This is a genomic window from Avibacterium paragallinarum (assembly GCF_900450705.1).
Lineage (GTDB): Bacteria > Pseudomonadota > Gammaproteobacteria > Enterobacterales > Pasteurellaceae > Avibacterium > Avibacterium paragallinarum.
The window spans coordinates 349,837-367,188 of record NZ_UGHK01000001.1; the positions used below are offsets into that span (position 1 = coordinate 349,837).

17 protein-coding genes are annotated in these 17,352 nt (G+C 44.0%); 10 read left to right on the forward strand and 7 right to left on the reverse strand.

The features are described from left to right. Nucleotides 1–2: 2 nt before the first annotated feature. From DXZ23_RS01945 to hemC, 3 genes are read right to left on the reverse strand one after another with little or no spacing between them, the layout of a single operon-like run. On the reverse strand, nt 3–1,517 hold the full coding sequence (locus DXZ23_RS01945) for a uroporphyrinogen-III C-methyltransferase (protein ID WP_017806309.1): 1,515 nt from the start codon (nt 1,515–1,517) through the stop codon (nt 3–5). A 19-nt stretch (nt 1,518–1,536) separates the two neighbouring features. Then, nucleotides 1,537–2,289: a uroporphyrinogen-III synthase gene (locus DXZ23_RS01950; protein WP_021723492.1), complete on the reverse strand. Its 753-nt coding sequence runs from the start codon at nt 2,287–2,289 to the stop codon at nt 1,537–1,539. 43 nt (nt 2,290–2,332) lie between these two features. Further along, entirely contained in the window at nt 2,333–3,262 is a 930-nt protein-coding gene (gene hemC, locus DXZ23_RS01955; protein WP_017806307.1) for a hydroxymethylbilane synthase, read from the reverse strand. A 179-nt stretch (nt 3,263–3,441) separates the two neighbouring features. Between hemC and DXZ23_RS01960 the strand changes: the two genes are divergently transcribed. Together DXZ23_RS01960 and DXZ23_RS01965 are read left to right on the forward strand one after the other, a co-directional pair. Continuing rightward, nucleotides 3,442–5,934 (forward strand): class I adenylate cyclase, encoded by a 2,493-nt coding sequence (locus DXZ23_RS01960; RefSeq protein ID WP_017806305.1) that lies wholly within the window; start codon nt 3,442–3,444, stop codon nt 5,932–5,934. 19 nt (nt 5,935–5,953) lie between these two features. Then, nucleotides 5,954–6,604 carry a response regulator gene (locus DXZ23_RS01965; RefSeq protein WP_114995392.1) on the forward strand — a complete coding sequence of 217 codons (651 nt, stop codon included), beginning with the start codon at nt 5,954–5,956 and terminating at the stop codon, nt 6,602–6,604. Nucleotides 6,605–6,786: 182 nt separating this feature from the next. On the opposite strand, the gene dtd is transcribed toward DXZ23_RS01965, so the two are convergent. The 4 genes from dtd to DXZ23_RS01985 form a co-directional block, all read right to left on the reverse strand. Then, a complete protein-coding gene (dtd, locus tag DXZ23_RS01970) occupies nt 6,787–7,221 on the reverse strand; it encodes a D-aminoacyl-tRNA deacylase (RefSeq protein WP_017806303.1) in 435 nt (144 codons plus the stop codon). After that, the gene (locus tag DXZ23_RS01975) at nt 7,221–8,084 is read right to left on the reverse strand and encodes a virulence factor BrkB family protein (protein ID WP_017806302.1); all 864 of its coding nucleotides are present in this window, start codon (nt 8,082–8,084) and stop codon (nt 7,221–7,223) included. Before DXZ23_RS01975 ends, dtd begins: the two co-directional genes overlap by 1 nt. Further along, nucleotides 8,060–8,578 carry a YchJ family protein gene (locus DXZ23_RS01980; RefSeq protein ID WP_017806301.1) on the reverse strand — a complete coding sequence of 173 codons (519 nt, stop codon included), beginning with the start codon at nt 8,576–8,578 and terminating at the stop codon, nt 8,060–8,062. The genes DXZ23_RS01975 and DXZ23_RS01980 overlap by 25 nt, the downstream gene beginning before the upstream one ends. Before the next feature lie 116 nt (nt 8,579–8,694). Next, entirely contained in the window at nt 8,695–9,498 is an 804-nt protein-coding gene (locus tag DXZ23_RS01985) for an IclR family transcriptional regulator (RefSeq protein WP_017806300.1), read from the reverse strand. A 232-nt stretch (nt 9,499–9,730) separates the two neighbouring features. Between DXZ23_RS01985 and yiaK the strand changes: the two genes are divergently transcribed. The 8 genes from yiaK (at nt 9,731) to araD (ending at nt 17,129) form a co-directional block, all read left to right on the forward strand. Continuing rightward, a complete protein-coding gene (yiaK, locus tag DXZ23_RS01990) occupies nt 9,731–10,729 on the forward strand; it encodes a 3-dehydro-L-gulonate 2-dehydrogenase (RefSeq protein WP_017806299.1) in 999 nt (332 codons plus the stop codon). Nucleotides 10,730–10,766: 37 nt separating this feature from the next. Beyond that, complete coding sequence (locus tag DXZ23_RS01995) at nt 10,767–11,231, forward strand: NanQ anomerase/TabA/YiaL family protein (protein WP_017806298.1); 465 nt, start codon at nt 10,767–10,769, stop codon at nt 11,229–11,231. Between the two features lie 8 nt (nt 11,232–11,239). Further along, a complete protein-coding gene (locus DXZ23_RS02000; RefSeq protein ID WP_017806297.1) occupies nt 11,240–11,722 on the forward strand; it encodes a TRAP transporter small permease in 483 nt (160 codons plus the stop codon). After that, nucleotides 11,719–12,999, forward strand: a complete 1,281-nt coding sequence (locus DXZ23_RS02005) for a TRAP transporter large permease subunit (RefSeq protein ID WP_017806296.1) — start codon at nt 11,719–11,721, stop codon at nt 12,997–12,999. Before DXZ23_RS02000 ends, DXZ23_RS02005 begins: the two co-directional genes overlap by 4 nt. A gap of 19 nt (nt 13,000–13,018) precedes the next feature. Continuing rightward, nucleotides 13,019–14,005, forward strand: a complete 987-nt coding sequence (locus tag DXZ23_RS02010; protein ID WP_017806295.1) for a TRAP transporter substrate-binding protein — start codon at nt 13,019–13,021, stop codon at nt 14,003–14,005. Nucleotides 14,006–14,066: 61 nt separating this feature from the next. Beyond that, a complete protein-coding gene (locus DXZ23_RS02015) occupies nt 14,067–15,536 on the forward strand; it encodes an FGGY-family carbohydrate kinase (RefSeq protein ID WP_017806294.1) in 1,470 nt (489 codons plus the stop codon). 43 nt (nt 15,537–15,579) lie between these two features. Next, nucleotides 15,580–16,440 (forward strand): L-ribulose-5-phosphate 3-epimerase, encoded by an 861-nt coding sequence (locus DXZ23_RS02020; protein WP_017806293.1) that lies wholly within the window; start codon nt 15,580–15,582, stop codon nt 16,438–16,440. Further along, nucleotides 16,434–17,129: an L-ribulose-5-phosphate 4-epimerase gene (gene araD, locus DXZ23_RS02025; RefSeq protein ID WP_017806292.1), complete on the forward strand. Its 696-nt coding sequence runs from the start codon at nt 16,434–16,436 to the stop codon at nt 17,127–17,129. The genes DXZ23_RS02020 and araD overlap by 7 nt, the downstream gene beginning before the upstream one ends. Nucleotides 17,130–17,352: the final 223 nt, after the last annotated feature.

Below are 17,352 nucleotides of genomic sequence, written 5' to 3' on the forward strand. Positions count from 1 at the left end.
CTCTACTGTTGTGGGGCTTCAGATTCTGGTGATTTTTCTACCGCACTTTTGTTTTCGTTGTTTGGTGTTTCGTTGCTTGAGCTGTCGCTATTTTGTTCCGCACTATTCGCTTCTGCCGCGGCGTTCACTGATTCGGCTGGGCTTTCAGTTTTGATTTCTTCTGTATTTTCTTTTGCGACCTCTTTATCAACAGAAAGCTCAATTTTTTGTACTTCTTGCGATGGTTTGTTTAGCAATTTATCAAGTAAATTCAAGCTGTTAAGATGGTTTGGCACATCAACATAGATAGATTGATCTGCCAATTCATCAATTTCATTTAAGAAATTTTGTGCGACTTCGGTATTGGTATCAAAATAACTTCTCACCCAAGAGGCAACCATTTCTAAAGACTGCTTATAAAGGTCATTTTGCTGACGAGGCACAGCCATAATTGCGAGCTGTAAACGCAGACGAATGTTCTCACGCAAATAAATATCTTGGTTTGGTGCAAGCAAGGCACGGCTATCGGCATTTTTTGGTGTAATGCGGATAAAATGATTCAAAAAAGACACCGCACTTTTTTCTGCATTTTCTTTCCAATCGTCCCAAGAACCACTTAATTTTTCGTTAGCGGGATTTGGATCATCAAAATTTACATTTAGCACGGTTAATTCATCCACGTTGTTCGCAAGCTGTGAAAGACGCTGCATAATGGCATTTTGATCGATGTTATTAACGGATAAGAGTTGCTTTAAATCGCTATTAATGGCAGTACGCACATTGATAACGCGAGGATCAGACACTTTACTCAGAGTTTCATCTGCTACTTTTAATAGCGAAACCGCGGTATCCACATCATTATCCAGCACTAATTTACGTAACGCATTGTTTAATAAGAAATCCGCTTCAGACAGTAACCAATCATTCGGCTGAGCAGCTTTTTGGGCGTTGCTCAACGTGCTGACTTGGCTTTGCAGAGCGGTGATTTGTTGCTCTTTAATGGCAACCATTTTTTCTAACGCGATGAGTTTTTCATTAGTGGCTTGGCTGGTTTCCGTCAGTTGTGCGATTTTCGATTGAGCTTGTTTCAATGTCGCCAACTCGCTATCCATCAAACCTTGCACATTAGCAGGCACAGCACGCTGTTCTAAGGCGGTGAGTCTGCCTTGCACTTGTGTTAAATGCTGTTCAGCAAAATAATAGCCCGCCCCGCCTAAACCTAAGGCGACGAGTAAAGCCCAAATAGCAATACCTTTGCCCCCTTTTTTGACGATCACCCTTTCAGCTTGAACAGGTGGTTCATTGATTATATTCGTTTGTTTTTCTTGCATTGGCTGTTCCTTTGTATTGTCTTGGGTTTGGGCATTGTCTATTGCGTTGTTTTCTTGCATCTCAGTTTGCGTCTCAGTGTTTTCCTCTATTTTTGCATCTACTGTTGCTTCTGCCTCAGTATCGGGCTGAGCGTTATCCGCTGTGCTATGTTGCGTATTCTCCGTAACGGGATTCTGCCCCGCTTTTTTTGCCTGATATTTAGCCATAATGTATTCCTTATGATTGTCAAAACGAATTAGGTTGCAATAAGGTGGCGAGCAAGGTGGGATTGTCGGCTCGAGGGGAAACAATCACCTTTTCCCAGCCCATTGCGTGAGCAAGATGTTTCAGACGTTTGCTCACGGTAATTACACTGCAAGAGGTTAGCCAATTATGTTCATTTTTTGGCACAAAATCCAGCAATGACGATAAAATTTCTGCACTGGTGACAATAATTCGGTTGATTCCTGCCCGTTTCAGCATACTGGTTTGTTCCGCCTTGTCATAGCTGATCGGCTCACGGCGATAACATTCTAAGGTATGAATGGTCGCTCCTCGTAGAATAGCTTGCTCAGCGAAAAACGCTCGCCCGCCATTGCCACGCAAAATCAGCACATTTTTCCCTTGTAAATCTGCCATTGCGGGCAAGGCTAGCACCCCCTCGCTGGTTTCTTGTGCAAAGGGATAGGCAATGCTCCGTTCTGTTTGACTGGCAAATGCCAACGCGGTTCGCCGTCCAACGGTAAAATAATGTAAATCCTCCCGCCAGGGAAAGCCCGCTTGTTGCAAGGTTTGATCACTATAACGAATGGCATTTTGCGACACAATGAACACATAATCCCCTGCGTTGAGCTGGTTTAACTGGCGGGGAAGCTGGTTGAGTTCCGCCCCTGCTTGAATGGAAAACAGCGGCATATACAAGGCGGCAATGCCCGCTTTGTTAAGCATTGCGAGAAGCTGTGTGCCTTTTTCATCAGGACGGGTAATTAACACTGCCATTTGCCTTTTCCCATAAAAATAAGGTGAAAAACCGACCGCACTTTTACACGCCGAGCGTGCGTAAAATGTCATCTGCCCCTTGTTGTAAGAGGCGTTCTGCCACTTGCACGCCTAATTGGTGCGAATTTTGCACCGCACTTTGTGCTTCGGCACGAATAATTTGGCTACCATCAACCTTGCCCACTAAGGCTTTAAGATACAGTTGATCGCCACGAACCACCGCATAGCCGCCAATCGGCACTTGGCAACCGCCTTGTAAGTGGTGATTCATTGCTCGCTCAGCCAAAACGCATGCGGTGGTTTCGGGGTCAGCAAGGGGGGCTAGCAATTGTTGTACCGCGACATCATCAAAACGGCACTCAATTCCCACTGCACCTTGCCCCGCTGCGGGGAGCGAGGTTTCGGTATCAATAAAAGAGGCGATGCGATCTGCCATTTCGAGCCGAATTAAGCCCGCCGCGGCGAGGATAATCGCGTCATAATCGCCGTTATCTAATTTGCTTAAACGCGTCCCCACATTGCCGCGTAACGATTGAATTTTTAAATCAGGGCGTAAGGCTTTGAGCTGGCATTGACGGCGTAGGCTTGATGTGCCAACCACCGCTCCCGCAGGGAGTTCTGCTAAAGTGCGATAAGTGTTAGACACAAAAGCATCTCGCGGCTCTTCGCGTTTGCAAATCACGCTTAATCCTAAACCAGCGGGAAAGGTCATCGGCACATCTTTCATTGAATGTACCGCAATGTCGGCTTCGCCTGTTAATAACGCATTTTCTAATTCTTTGACAAATAAGCCTTTTCCACCAATTTTTGCCAGTGGCGTATCTAAAATTACATCGCCTTTGGTTACCATTGGAACCAGTTCCACTTGCAGGTTCGGATAAAGCTGGGTTAAACGATCTTTAATGTAATTTGCTTGCCATAAGGCTAAGGGGCTACGGCGAGTTGCAATTTTGAGCAAAGTTTTTGTTGTCATTATGCCAAAAATCAGATTAGAAATAGTTGGCTTATCCTATCACTGTTACTGAAAAATGTCAGTTTTCATTTAATTTTTTTGCTTTCAGACGGGGCAAGTGATAGAGTAATACTTCGGTTTTTCCTGCACAATTGTGAGGAAATTCTTCAATTATCATTCTCTTTTTCCTAGGATATAAATTGAATTACGACATCAATAGTGCAAAAAAGCAAGTTGAATATTTGGATAAACGTCGCATTGAGCGAGCAATTTCAGGCAGCTCGCCACAATTTAATCAAGTTTTCCAAACCATTTCATTGTTGTTGCACTTAAATCACAGTGCATTGCCGGGCTATATTGAAAACGCCCCAGCAGGGATTGCTGATTTTGTGTTATCGGATTACCAACAGGATTTTCTCGCTCGTCAATTTAATTTAACCTTAGCGGAAGCGGAAAACTCGCCGTTTTCGCACCGCACTTTTTTCCCTATTCTTGGCGTGTATGTGATGGGCAGTATCGCCTCCATTAGCCAAACGTCCGCATCAGATCTGGATATTTGGGTGTGTCATCATCAGCAAATCAGCCCAACAGATCGCGATATGCTACGCCAAAAATTATTGGCATTGCAGGAATGGGCGATCTCACTTGGGGTTGAAATCAGCTTATATTTAATCGATCAGCAACGCTTCCGCTGTATCCGCTATGCCGATCCGCTCACCGCTGAAAATTGTGGCTCAGCTCAATATATGCTGCTGCTTGATGAATTTTATCGTTCTGCCATTCGCTTAGCGGGCAAGCCCTTGTTGTGGCTTCATTTAGCCGTGGAAAAGGAAAAAGAGTATGAAAATGAAGTACATCGCTTAATTGAAGAAAAGATCATTGATCCCAATGATTGGGTGGATTTTGGTGGCTTGGGGGCGTTGTCTGCTAATGAATATTTCGGGGCAAGTCTATGGCAACTCTATAAAGGGATCGATTCACCTTATAAATCAGTGTTGAAAATTTTGCTTTTGGAAACCTATTCCGTTGATTATCCCGACACTTATTTAATTGCTCAAGAATTTAAAGCTCGTTTATTGAGTGGGGATAAAAAACATCATTTTGATCCTTACCTCACAATGTTGGAACGAGTAACTAATTATTTAATTCACACTAACGACCTCCGCCGCTTGGAATTTGTTCGTCGTTGTTTTTACATTAAAGCCAATGAATACAACGTCAAAGTGAATAGACAAACGTGGCGATTAGCCCAGTTGCAAAACCTCGCTCAAACTTGGGGCTGGTCAAATGCCTTAGTACAGGAACTTAATCAGCGACCTTATTGGAAAATAAAACGAGTAAAAGAAAGCCATAATAATCTGATTAAATTTTTAATGTTTAGCTATCGGCATTTAATGCAATTTGCCCGCAAATATAAGGTCAATTCCAGCATAATGCCGCAAGATATTAGCATTCTAACCCGCAAACTTTACACTGCCTTTGAAGAATTACCGGGCAAAATTACTTTGCTCAATACGATGATTTCTTCTGATCTCTCAGAAAATACCATCACATTTATTGAGGTCAAAAACAACCGCACTTTTAAAGACGGCTGGTATTTGGTGAATCAAACCCCAGACATTCGTGGTTTTGAGCAACAACGCTATGTAGAATACAGTGAAAATCTCAACAAATTAGTGGCGTGGGCGTATTTCAACCGATTGCTCACGCCGAAAACGGAGCTGTACATTTTCAGCCCGAACGTGGATTTAGCCAAGCTCCGCCAATTTGTTACCAATTTGCGTTTATCCCTACCTGCCACCGTGCCAGTAGCAAGTAATGAGGAATTAAACCACAGTTGCGAGATCAAAAATTTGGTGGTGTCGATTAATCTTACCCGTGATCCAACTCGCCATTTGTCTGAAGCCAAAGCTACCATTGTTGCCAGCGATCTGTTCAGCTTTGGACCTGATGAAGAAAGTTTAGTGGGCAGCATTGATCTCACCTATCGCAATTTATGGAATGAAATCCGCACCTTGCATTTTGAAGGTCCAAATGCCATTTTATTGGCATTAAAAGTCCTCTCGAATAAAATTTATCGCGGAGCAACTTCACCACAAAGCGTGAATGTCTTTTGTTACAGCAAATATTATCAAAAAACCTTACGCAATATTGTTACAGCTCTGATTAATAAATGTATTAATATTCAAGTAGGTATTAGCGATATACCGCAAAATAATCTATTACGTGTTGCTGGAAAAAACTGGCAATTCTTCTTTGAAGAGCGAGGTATTAGCCTACAGGAAGTGCAAAATATTTCATTAATCGATAATGCCGATTTTGATGTGGAACCACAAGATATTATTGATAATACCGTGCTTCCTCAAACACGTCATCAATATCCTTATGAAATTGATACCTTTGCTAGTGAAGGTTTTTTACAGTTTTTCTTTGAAAATAATTTAGATAAAACCTTTAATGTTTATATTTTAGATGAAAAAAATCATATCGAAATTTATCGCAATTGTGAGGGGGAAAAAGAGCAAAAAATTCAAGAGATAAATTATATTTATCAATCAGCGGGGTTGGATGGAAACGAAAATCCGTATAAAATTGTGCCAAAAAATTTCAACTATCCACAGTTTTATCAAATATTACCTAGTGCAAATGGAATAAAAATTGTGCCGTTTTTTAGTCATTTGGTGTCATCATAAACAGGGGAAAATGAGAAAAATGTCAGATACAATGAAAGTTTTACTTATTGACGATCATCCATTAATACGTCGAGGCATAAAGCAACTATTAGAGTTAGACGATACGTTTAAAGTTATCGGAGATGCCAGTAATGGTACTGAAGGGATAAATATTGCATTAGCCACCTCTCCCGATTTAATTATTCTTGATTTAAATATGAAAGGTCTCTCTGGATTAGATACCTTAAAAGTATTGCGTGAAGAAGGCATTGATGCACGAATTATTATTTTAACCGTTTCAGATGCTAAAAGTGATGTTTTTGCTCTGGTCGATGCTGGTGCTGATGGTTATCTACTAAAAGATACAGAACCTGATGTACTCCTTCAGCAAATTAAGCTAATTGCACAAGGTGAAATAATTTTGAGTGATTCAATAAAAGATTTACTCTTAGAGCAACGTCCAGAACAAAACCCAATCGAAACATTAACAGAACGAGAAATGGAAGTGCTTAAACTTATTGCAACTGGTTTATCTAATAAACAGATTGCTACACGCCTCTTCATTTCCGAAGAAACAGTGAAGGTCCATATCCGAAATCTATTAAGAAAATTAAACGTACATTCCCGTGTTGCCGCAACAGTGCTTTACTTTGAGTATCTTGGGGGGGGGGGGAAGAATAACTCTTTCTAATTAAGAAAACAAGACGTTAAACAAAAAGAGTGTGGTAATATTCCATACTCTTTTTTATTGTTACTTCCATTTTCAGTCAGATTAAGTTTATCGAATCAATAGTAAAATATTGTCATTTATTTTATGAATGAAAAGCAGAGATATCGTTTTTCAAAAAATCGTCGTTCAAAACTACCGCACTTTTATACTTGCAACCAAAAAGTGACAGGTCCGTCATTGGTGAGGCTAACTTGCATATCAGCGGTGAATTTGCCAGTGGAGGTTGGGATTTTTTCACCGCACTTTTGCACAAAATAATTATAGAGCCGTTCCGCCTTTTCGGGCGTTGCCCCTTTGGAGAAACTTGGGCGTAGCCCTTTTTGCGTGTCGGCGGCGAGGGTGAATTGCGAAACCACGAGCAGTTCGCCTTGAATTTGTTGCAGGTTTAAATTCATTTTGCCTTGTTCATCGCTGAACACACGGTAATTCAGCATCTTTTCCATCAGGCGATCGGCGTGGCTCTCTTCGTCTTCTTTTTCGACTCCGAGCAACACCAGTAGCCCTTGCTGGATTTGTCCTGTGATTTCGCCATCGACTTCCACTTTAGCTTGGCGAACCCGTTGAATTAATGCGATCATTATTGCTCCTTAATTTGTTGTAATTCCAGTTTTCCTGTTTTCAGCAGCCGCATATCGCCGAGTACAGCGGCAAGTTGTGCACCAAGCAAAATGGCAATCCAGCTCAGTTGAATCCACAACAGCATAATCGGTAAAGTTGCCATTGCCCCGTAAATAAGCTGGTAAGATGGGAAATTGGTGATGTACCAAGTAAAGGCTTGCTTGCCGAGGGTGAAAAAAATCGCTGCCACCAACGCCCCTGCCGCGGAGTGTTTAATGCTCACTTTTTTATTCGGTACGACACTATAAATCAGGGTGAAAATAAACCAAGTGAGCATAAAGGGAATAAAGGAAAGCAATTTTAAGCCAAAGGGCAAGCCCATATCCGACTGTAGAAAATCCCTCGCCAACGCAGTTACATAGGAGCTGATCCCGATGCTGGTGGCAATGATAATCGGCCCTAAGGTTAAAATCAGCCAGTAAATGGCAAAGGAAAAAAGCGTTGGGCGAATGCTGCTATCTTGCCAAATAGAGTTGAGCGTGCGGTCAATGGTGTTGATGAGCATTAAGGCGACCACAATTAAGCTAACGATCCCAACAGCACTCATTTGCTTGGAATTATCCACAAACTGGTCAATATATTCCCCCACCATATTACTGGCATTCGGGGCGAAGTTATCAAAGATGAATTGTTTCAGCTCGCCCGTTACTTCATTGAAAACGGGAAAGGCGGAGAAAATGGAAAACACCACCATAATGAGCGGGACGAGGGCAAGCATCGTGCTATAAGTAAGGTAGCCCGCCGCTTGGTTGAGTTTATTTTGATTAAATCGCAACCAAAATACGTTAAAAAATAAACTTAGGTTTCGCCATAGAACTGACATAACATTACTCCACAACAATGTTTAAATTTTTTCCCCGAACCGCAAATGCAGGCTTGTTTCATCGCGGGCAAACCCACGGTGGGATCGGCAAAATACCAATGTTGCCCGATCTTCACAAATAAGGATTTCTCGTGGTGAATTTGCTCCCCTTGCTCAGTGGCAAATTTGGCTTTAAATTCCACCGCACTATGGTTTTTATCCAGAGCGGGCTGATGTGCTACAATCTCCAAACCTTGCCATTGGGTTTGAGCTGCCCATTGTTGCAAGGCGGCGATATCGAGCAGATTTTGCTGGCTCGGCACGGTGGTTTTTACAATATAATCAATCTGTTGCAGCACAAACGCCACATAACGGGAACGCATTAATTGCTCCGCTGTGTCTGCCACTTTTTGTCCGCAATGCAAGGGCTGACAGCAATCTTGATAACGCTGTCCCGACTGACAAGGGCAAAGTGCAACGGGAGCAAATGCGGTGGGATTAAATGCCGTTTTCAATCCAGTGTCCTTTTGTTCGTTGGATAATTTGGCTCAAGCATACCATATCAACGGTGAGATTTCATTTTCAGACATCAATCATTCATCTTAGCTGTTCAATAAGATAAATAGCAAAACTATTGACTAAAAAATGCATTTCCCCCATACCCCAACTCCTTTGAAATCGCCAAGGCGGTTTGTTGGATTTCACCTAAAAGGTAAGGAATGCCCATTTGTTTTAGTTTGTAGGAAGACATTGAAACGGATACGGCATATTCCACATTGCCTTGATAGTTAAAAATCGGGCAGGCAAGACAGACAACGCCGATTTCATTTTCTTCGCGATCCATCGCAAATTGTTCTTGGCGAATGTCGTTAAGCTCTTTTTCCATTAAGTGCAGATCCGTTACCGTATTGGCAGTAAGCGGTTTGATGTTTGCTTGCTGGCTGTGCCAGTAATGGGTGAGGTAATCGCTATTTTTCTCATAGGCGAGATAGAGTTTTCCCATCGCGGAGCAATAAAGAGGCAACCGTTGCCCGATATAGGCTTGGGTGCGGAGCATTCCTGTGGTGGGCTCTAGCTTATAAATCATTATCGCGTGTTCGTGTTCACGCTTGGAAAAATTAACCGTTTCGCCAATTTTAAGGTTCAATGCTTCTAAATAAGGGGCGGCGACGTTAATAATATTCAGGGAAACCAAAATTTTTTGCCCAATACTCAAACACTTGGTGGTTAAGCGGTAATTTCCTGCTGTGGAAGCAGGCTGTACATAGCCTTCACTTTGTAGCCCTTGCAGTAAACGGTGTACTGTACTTTTATTAAGCTGTGCCAGCTCTGAGAGCTTCGCCAAAGGGCAGCCGTTCGGATAATGGCTTAACATTTCGAGCAGTTTTAAACCACGAATTAAGCTTTGATTTCCATTTGTACGATCATCAGTCATCGTTTTTTCCCCCTCATTTTTTGTTCGTAAGTATAGCGAAATTTTCCCGTTATCTCCATTTCACATTGTGAAATATTATTTTGACAAATTGCGAAGTAGATCACAAATTCAGAAAAAAGATTTTAATCTATTGATTATAAAGAGTTTTTTATTTCGCCGTAAGATTGACTTTATTAGCTTCAATAATGTAATTTATGGAATATGGTTTCAAAATATGAAATAAGAGGGCATTATGTTAGTTTCCTATGAAGATCTAAAAGCCGAATTTAAACGCGTTTTACTTGCACGCAATGTGTGTGAAGAAATAGCAGAAGAATGTGCCTCTGCTTTTGCTGATACTACGCAGGCAGGGGCTTATTCCCACGGGGTGAACCGCTTTCCCCGTTTTATTCAACAGCTAGAAAATGGTGATATTGTGCCAGAAGCCGTGCCAACTAAAGCTTTGTCTTTGGGAGCGATCGAGCAGTGGGACGCTCATCAAGCTATCGGTAACTTAACGGCGAAAAAAATGATGGATCGGGCGATGGAAATTGCCTCGCAATATGGTATTGGGGTTGTTGCATTGCGAAATGCCAATCATTGGATGCGGGGCGGAAGTTATGGCTGGCAAGCAGCGGAGAAAGGCTATATCGGCATTTGTTGGACGAATGCTCTTGCGGTAATGCCACCTTGGGGGGCGAAAGAGTGCCGTATCGGGACAAACCCGCTTATTGTCGCCGTGCCGACCAATCCGATCACAATGGTGGATATGTCTTGTTCAATGTATTCCTACGGAATGTTGGAAGTGCATCGTTTAGCGGGACGACAAACCTTTGTTGATGCGGGCTTTGACGATGAGGGCAATTTAACCCGCGATCCTGCCACCGTAGAACAAAACCGCCGTTTGTTGCCAATGGGCTTCTGGAAAGGCTCGGGGCTATCCATTGTGTTAGATATGATCGCCACCTTGCTTTCTAACGGCTTATCCACTGCCGCCGTAACCGAAGACAAAGATGATGAATATTGCGTTTCGCAAGTGTTTATCGCCATTGAGGTGGATCGCTTGATTGATGGCAAAACGAAAGAAGAAAAACTCAATCGCATTATGGATTATGTGCGAACCGCAGAGCGTGCCGATCCTGAGGTGCCAGTGCGTTTGCCGGGACACGAATTCACCACCATTCTGGCTGAAAATAAAGCTAATGGCATTCCTGTTGATGATAGTGTGTGGGCGAAATTGAAATCCCTGTAATGTTGTGCCTGAACGGTGGATAAAAGAGGAGAGAGCGATGTATTTTGGACATATTCATAACGTGAATGACACGCAGTTTCCCAAAGCGATCCAAATCGCATTGGCTTATTTAAAACAAACGGATTTTGATCGGCTACCTGCGGGGACGTATGAAATCAAAGAGCGGTCTATTTTTGCTCAGGTTTTGGATTTACACACCAAACCCAAAGCCGATATTTTGCCTGAAGTGCATCGCCGTTATCTTGATGTGCAATATTTGCATTCAGGGCAAGAGCGGATTGGGGTCGCCGCTGATTTGGGCGAAAACCCCATCGCACAAGATTACAACACTGAGCGGGATATTTTGTTTTATCAATCGGCGAACAATGAAAGCGAATTGGTAATGCGAAAAGGCAATTTCGCCATTTTCTTTCCTGAAGATATTCATCGCCCTGCTTGTATTGATGACAAACCCTGCCAAATTCGCAAAGTGGTAGTGAAAATTGCACTCAGTGAGCTGTGAGGTGAAAGATGAAATCCCTAATCCAAATGATTGGAAAACTACTCAGTATCGCGGTAGTGGCGATTTTAGCCACGATGTCGTGTTTAGTTTTCCTCAATGTGATATTACGCTACGGCTTTAATAGTAGCATTAATATCAGCGAAGAAGTGTCGCGTTATTTGTTTGTATGGTTGACCTTTCTCGGTGCAATCCTTGCCTTTAATGAAAATCAGCACGTCAGCGTAACCCTTTTAACCAGCAAATTATCCCCTCTAGGTCGTCATCTTTTAAGCCTTATCACTGATAGCTTAATGCTCTTTTGTTGCTATTTAATGACCGCTGGCGGGTGGGTGCAATTTGAGCTAAACCTCAATAATTACGCCCCGATCTCAGGGCTTCCGCAGGGGATCACTTATCTCGCTTGCGTAGTCGCAGGCGGCTTCATCGGGCTGTTGTTGCTCGTTCGCCTCTGCACCAACTTCACTTTACTGATGAGAGGAGAAATTCAATGACCGTCGTGCTTTTCCTTTCCGTCTTACTTGGAGCGATTATTCTCGGCATTCCCGTTGCCTTTTCCCTCTTGATTTGTGGGCTGGCGTTAATGATCCATTTGGATTTATTCGACGCCCAAATTCTCGCTCAACAAATTGTTGGTGGGGCAGACAGCTTTTCGCTCATGGCAATTCCGTTCTTTATTCTCGCAGGGGAGATTATGAACGAAGGCGGGTTATCAAAACGCATTATTGATTTGCCGATGAAATTGGTAGGGCATAAACGCGGTGGTCTAGGTTTTGTAGCGATTTTAGCGGCGATGATTATGGCGAGCTTATCAGGTTCTGCCGTGGCTGATACCGCCGCCGTTGCCGCAATGTTATTACCAATGATGAAAACCACAGGCTACCCCATCGGACGTTCAGCGGGCTTAATCGGCACAGCGGGGATCATCGCCCCAATTATTCCGCCTTCTATTCCGTTCATTGTGTTTGGGGTTGCCAGTGGTGTATCCATTACCAAGCTTTTCCTCGCAGGCATTTTTCCCGGTGTATTAATGGGCTGTTGTTTGGCAGCACTTTGGTGGTGGCAAGCTAAACGGTTGAATTTGATGACCTTTTCTAAAGCGAGCAAAGAGGAATTATGTCTTTCTTTCAAAAATAGTATATGGGCGTTGTTGTTGCCTGTCATTATTATCGGTGGCTTCCGTTTAGGCATTTTCACCCCAACAGAAGCGGGAGCAGTTGCCACCTTTTACGCATTGTTCGTTTCGCTGTTTATTTATCGTGAGCTAAAAATCACCGCACTTTACAAAGTGTTACTTTCCGCCGCGAAAACCACGGGCGTGGTGATGTTTTTGGTCGCTGCTGCCAACGTAACAGGCTGGCTTATTACAATCGCCGAATTACCGCAAATGATGACGGAATTACTTGAGCCATTGATTGAATCTCCAACCCTATTATTAATGGTGATTATGCTTGTGGTGTTTGTAATCGGAATGGTGATGGATCTCACCCCTACCGTGCTGATTCTCACCCCTGTCCTAATGCCATTGGTGGAAGAAGCAGGGATTGATCCCGTGTATTTTGGCGTACTCTTTATTTTGAACACTTCCATTGGCTTAATCACCCCGCCCGTTGGCAACGTGTTAAACGTGATTACGGGCGTGTCTAAACTGCCTTTTGACGAAGCGGCCAAAGGCATTCTGCCTTATATGCTGATGATGATCATTCTATTGTTCACATTCATCTTTGTACCATCATTGATTCTTACACCACTCTCGTGGTTACAACCTTAGTAAATTCAAGGAGATTGCTATGAAATTATTGACAATGAAAACCTTAGCTACTGTTATCGCCAGTGCGGTAATGTTCAGTGCCGCAGCCAACGCGGCGACAACCTTACGTTTTGGCTACGAAGCACCACGCAGCGACACCCAACACATCGCTGCGAAAAAATTCAATGAATTACTCAAAGAAAAAACCAACGGCGAATTAAAATTAAGCCTCTTCCCAGACAGCACCTTAGGTAATGCCCAAACGATGATCAGTGCGGTGCGTGGCGGCACGATCGATCTCGAAATGTCAGGCTCACCGAATTTCACGGGCTTAGAACCCAAATTAAACGTGATCGACATTCCCTTTATTTTCAAAGATCGCCAACACGTTTACAAAGTGTTAGACGGCGAGATCGGGCAGGGGCTATTAAAAGATCTGGAAGCTAAAGGGCTGAAAGGCTTAGCATTTTGGGACGTAGGGTTCCGTGCCTTTTCCAACTCAAAACGCCCTGTAACCAAGCCTGAAGACATCAAAGGCTTAAAAGTGCGAACCAACCAAAATCCAATGTATATTCAAGCCTTTACCTTGCTTGGAGCAAACCCCGTGCCAATGCCACTTTCAGAACTTTATACCGCGTTGGAAACCCGTGCCGTTGATGCACAAGAACACCCGATTGGCATTTTTGGGTCGGCGAAATTGTATGAAGTGCAAAAATACTTAAGCCAAACCAACCACGGCTACACGCCGTTAATTGTGGTGATGAACAAAGCGAAATTTGACAGCTTAGCCCCAGAACTGCAACAAGCCATTGTCGAAGCCGCCAAAGAAGCAGGGCAATATCAACGGGATCTTAACGAGAAAAACGAACAAGACATCATCGCTAATTTACGCAAATCGGGCGTTGAAGTCATCGAAAAAGTGGATACCGCCCCATTCAAAGCCATTATTGAAGCGGATGTGCGTAAATCCTTTATCGAAAAACACGGCGACACCTTAGTGAAAGAGATTGATGCGTTAGCACAGTAATCAAAGTGCGGTCGAATTTTTCAAGATTTTTCGACCGCCTTTTATCTTTGGGAGAGCATAAATGACTTACTATCTTGGCATTGACTGCGGCGGGACGTTTATCAAAGCCGCATTATTCGATGCAAAAGGGACAATGCGGGCTTGCGTGCGGGAGGCGGTGGCATTAATCAGCGAGCAATCGGGCTACGCGGAGCGAGATATGCCGCAGCTTTGGCAATGCTGTGCGGCGGTGATTAAAACGGCAATTGAGCAAAGTGGCATTGCCGCAAAAGAAATTAAAGGCGTGGGGATTTCTGCACAGGGCAAAGGGGCGTTTTTGTTGGATAAGCAAAATCAACCCCTTGGGCGAGCGATTTTGTCTTCTGATCAGCGCGCCTTATCCATTGTGAAGCAATGGCAACAACAGGGCATTCCTGAGCGGCTTTATCCCCTCACAAAGCAAACCCTGTGGACGGGACATCCTGTTTCTATTTTGCGTTGGATTAAAGACTACGAGCCTGAACGCTACGCTCAAATTGGGGCGGTGCTGATGTCGCACGACTATTTGCGATTTTGCCTCACAGGCGAGCTGGGCTGCGAAGAAACCAATATTTCGGAATCCAATTTATACAACATCAACACCGCACAATATGATCCTCAACTCGCGGAGTTACTCGGCTTATCTGGCATTACGGAGAAGCTCCCGCCTATTATCAAACCGAACCAAATCGCAGGCTATGTTACAGCGGAGGCTGCACAATTCACGGGGCTAGCCAAAGGCACGCCCGTAGTCGGCGGGCTGTTTGATGTAGTTTCCACCGCCCTTTGTGCAGGCTTAGATGATGAACGTAAATTAAACGTGGTGCTTGGCACTTGGTCGGTGGTGAGCGGTGTTACGGATCGCATTGAAGACCACCCCGACATTCCCTTTGTTTATGGGCGTTATGCTCAAGCGGGCAAATTTATTATTCACGAAGCCAGCCCGACCTCGGCGGGGAATTTGGAATGGTTCGTGAAAGAATTTGGCGATCTCAGCTACCAAGCCATTAATGACGGCGTGGCAGCGTTGCCGATAAGCGAAAGTGCGGTACTTTTTGTGCCGTTTTTATACGGCTCGAATGCGGGGCTAGGAATGAAAGCGGGCTTTTACGGCATTCAGGCTCATCACAGCAAAATGCACCTATTTCAAGCCATTTACGAGGGCGTGCTGTTCAGTATGAAAACCCACCTCGACCGAATGTTGCAACGCTTCCCGCACACGGAAATTTTACGCGTTACGGGCGGACCTGCGAAATCGACTGTGTGGATACAAATGCTCGCTGATCTCACGGGAATGCGGGTGGAAGTGCCACAAATTGAAGAAACAGGCTGTTTTGGAGCGGCAATGATGGCAATGGAGGCTGACCTTGCTTCACAAGGCAAAACCACCAGCCAGCTAGCCCAATCCCTAAATTTACAATGCGTAATGCCAAACCCGCAACATTTTGCGGTGTATCAGGAAAAATTTAAACGTTATCAACAATTTATTCAATCACTTAAATCCCTGATATAACAAAAGTGCGGTATGAATTTTTAATGATTTTTAGGATAACAAGATGAGAAAACACAAACTCGGCATTTATGAAAAAGCCTTACCGAAAAATCTTAGCTGGCAAGACAGGCTGTCTATCGCGAAAGCCTGTGGCTTTGATTTTGTGGAGATGTCCATTGATGAAACCGATGAACGTCTAAGCCGTCTTGATTGGACGAAAGCCCAACGCCTCGAGCTGGTACAAGCGGTTCTCAACACAGGCATCACCATTCCTTCAATGTGCCTTTCGGGGCATCGCCGTTTTCCTTTTGGCAGCCACGATGAAGCCACTCGGCAAAAAGCCTATGAAATCATGGAAAAAGCCATTCAGTTGGCGGTAGATTTAGGCATTCGCACCATTCAACTGGCGGGCTATGATGTGTATTACGAAGAGCAAGACGCCGGCACAATCGAACGCTTCCAACAAGGGCTAGAATGGGCGGTAGAACTCGCCGCCAGCAATCAAGTTACCCTCGCTGTGGAAATTATGGACACCCAATTTATGAGTTCCATCACCCGTTGGAAAAAATGGGACGACTTGCTTCGTTCCCCTTGGTTCACCGTTTATCCCGACCTTGGCAATCTCAGTGCGTGGAATGACAACGTAGCAGAAGAGCTGAAACTTGGCATTGACAAAATTTCTGCTATTCACTTGAAAGATACCTTCAAAGTTACCCCAAGCTGTGCAGGGCAGTTCCGTGATGTGCCATTTGGCGAGGGCTGCGTGGATTTTGTCGCCTGTTTTAAAACCTTAGCAGAGCTGAATTATCGCGGTGCATTTTTGATTGAAATGTGGACAGAAAAAGCCGATGAACCGATTGCTGAAATTATCAACGCACGCCGTTGGATAGAACAAAAAATGTTAGAAGGAGGATTTCAATGTTAGCCGAATTACGCGAAAAAGTCTTGCAAGCCAACTTAGCCTTGCCAACACATCATTTGGTTACCTTTACTTGGGGAAATGTGAGCGAAATTGACCGCACTTTAGGGCTGGTCGCCATCAAGCCCTCTGGCGTGGATTATGAAACAATGACTGCAGACGACATCGTGATTGTGGACGTGAACACGGGCGAGCGAGTGTGGGGAACGAAAAAGCCCTCTTCCGACACAGCCACCCACCTTGAGTTATATCGCCAATTCCCCGAAATCGGCGGCATTGTGCATACTCATTCTCGCCATGCCACCCTATGGGCGCAAGCGGGACTTGATTTGCTCCCTCTCGGCACAACCCACGCCGATTATTTCTACGGCAGCATTCCTTGTACCAGACAAATGACCCCACAAGAAATCGCAGGTGACTATGAACTGGAAACGGGCAAAGTGATTGTGGAAACCTTCCGCACTCGTCAAATCGAAGCGAAAGATGTGCCAGCGGTGTTAGTCAATTCGCACGGGCCTTTTGCTTGGGGAACGGATGCCGATAATGCGGTGCATAATGCCGTGGTGTTGGAAGAAATTGCTTATATGAACCTTTTCAGCCGTCAACTCAACCCAAACCTCGCCCCAATGCAACAGGAATTATTAGACAAACATTATTTGCGTAAACACGGCAAAAATGCGTATTATGGGCAGTAAATAAACTAATAGAAACACTCAAGATAGTGCATAGCCTCCAAGAAGAGCTGGGGGTAAAGTGCGGTCGTTTTTGGCGATTATTTTTATACAACGACGATTTTTAAGGAAACGTGGAATATCTTTCATAAGAAACACAAAACCTATAAAAAACTAATTAAATTAATTGCTATTTTTTCACAATAAATGGAGTAGAATAGCCCAAATCCCTTTTACATTTGATAAC

Bases quoted from the DNA above. Each gene is read 5' to 3' on its own strand.
- DXZ23_RS01945 (WP_017806309.1), bottom strand. From the start codon at position 1,517: ATGGCTAAATATCAGGCAAAAAAAGCGGGGCAGAATCCCGTTACGGAG.
- DXZ23_RS01950 (WP_021723492.1), bottom strand. From the start codon at position 2,289: ATGGCAGTGTTAATTACCCGTCCTGATGAAAAAGGCACACAGCTTCTC.
- hemC (WP_017806307.1), bottom strand. From the start codon at position 3,262: ATGACAACAAAAACTTTGCTCAAAATTGCAACTCGCCGTAGCCCCTTA.
- DXZ23_RS01965 (WP_114995392.1), top strand. From the start codon at position 5,954: ATGTCAGATACAATGAAAGTTTTACTTATTGACGATCATCCATTAATA.
- dtd (WP_017806303.1), bottom strand. From the start codon at position 7,221: ATGATCGCATTAATTCAACGGGTTCGCCAAGCTAAAGTGGAAGTCGAT.
- DXZ23_RS01975 (WP_017806302.1), bottom strand. From the start codon at position 8,084: ATGTCAGTTCTATGGCGAAACCTAAGTTTATTTTTTAACGTATTTTGG.
- DXZ23_RS01985 (WP_017806300.1), bottom strand. From the start codon at position 9,498: ATGACTGATGATCGTACAAATGGAAATCAAAGCTTAATTCGTGGTTTA.
- yiaK (WP_017806299.1), top strand. From the start codon at position 9,731: ATGTTAGTTTCCTATGAAGATCTAAAAGCCGAATTTAAACGCGTTTTA.
- DXZ23_RS01995 (WP_017806298.1), top strand. From the start codon at position 10,767: ATGTATTTTGGACATATTCATAACGTGAATGACACGCAGTTTCCCAAA.
- DXZ23_RS02000 (WP_017806297.1), top strand. From the start codon at position 11,240: ATGAAATCCCTAATCCAAATGATTGGAAAACTACTCAGTATCGCGGTA.
- DXZ23_RS02005 (WP_017806296.1), top strand. From the start codon at position 11,719: ATGACCGTCGTGCTTTTCCTTTCCGTCTTACTTGGAGCGATTATTCTC.
- DXZ23_RS02010 (WP_017806295.1), top strand. From the start codon at position 13,019: ATGAAATTATTGACAATGAAAACCTTAGCTACTGTTATCGCCAGTGCG.
- DXZ23_RS02015 (WP_017806294.1), top strand. From the start codon at position 14,067: ATGACTTACTATCTTGGCATTGACTGCGGCGGGACGTTTATCAAAGCC.
- DXZ23_RS02020 (WP_017806293.1), top strand. From the start codon at position 15,580: ATGAGAAAACACAAACTCGGCATTTATGAAAAAGCCTTACCGAAAAAT.
- araD (WP_017806292.1), top strand. From the start codon at position 16,434: ATGTTAGCCGAATTACGCGAAAAAGTCTTGCAAGCCAACTTAGCCTTG.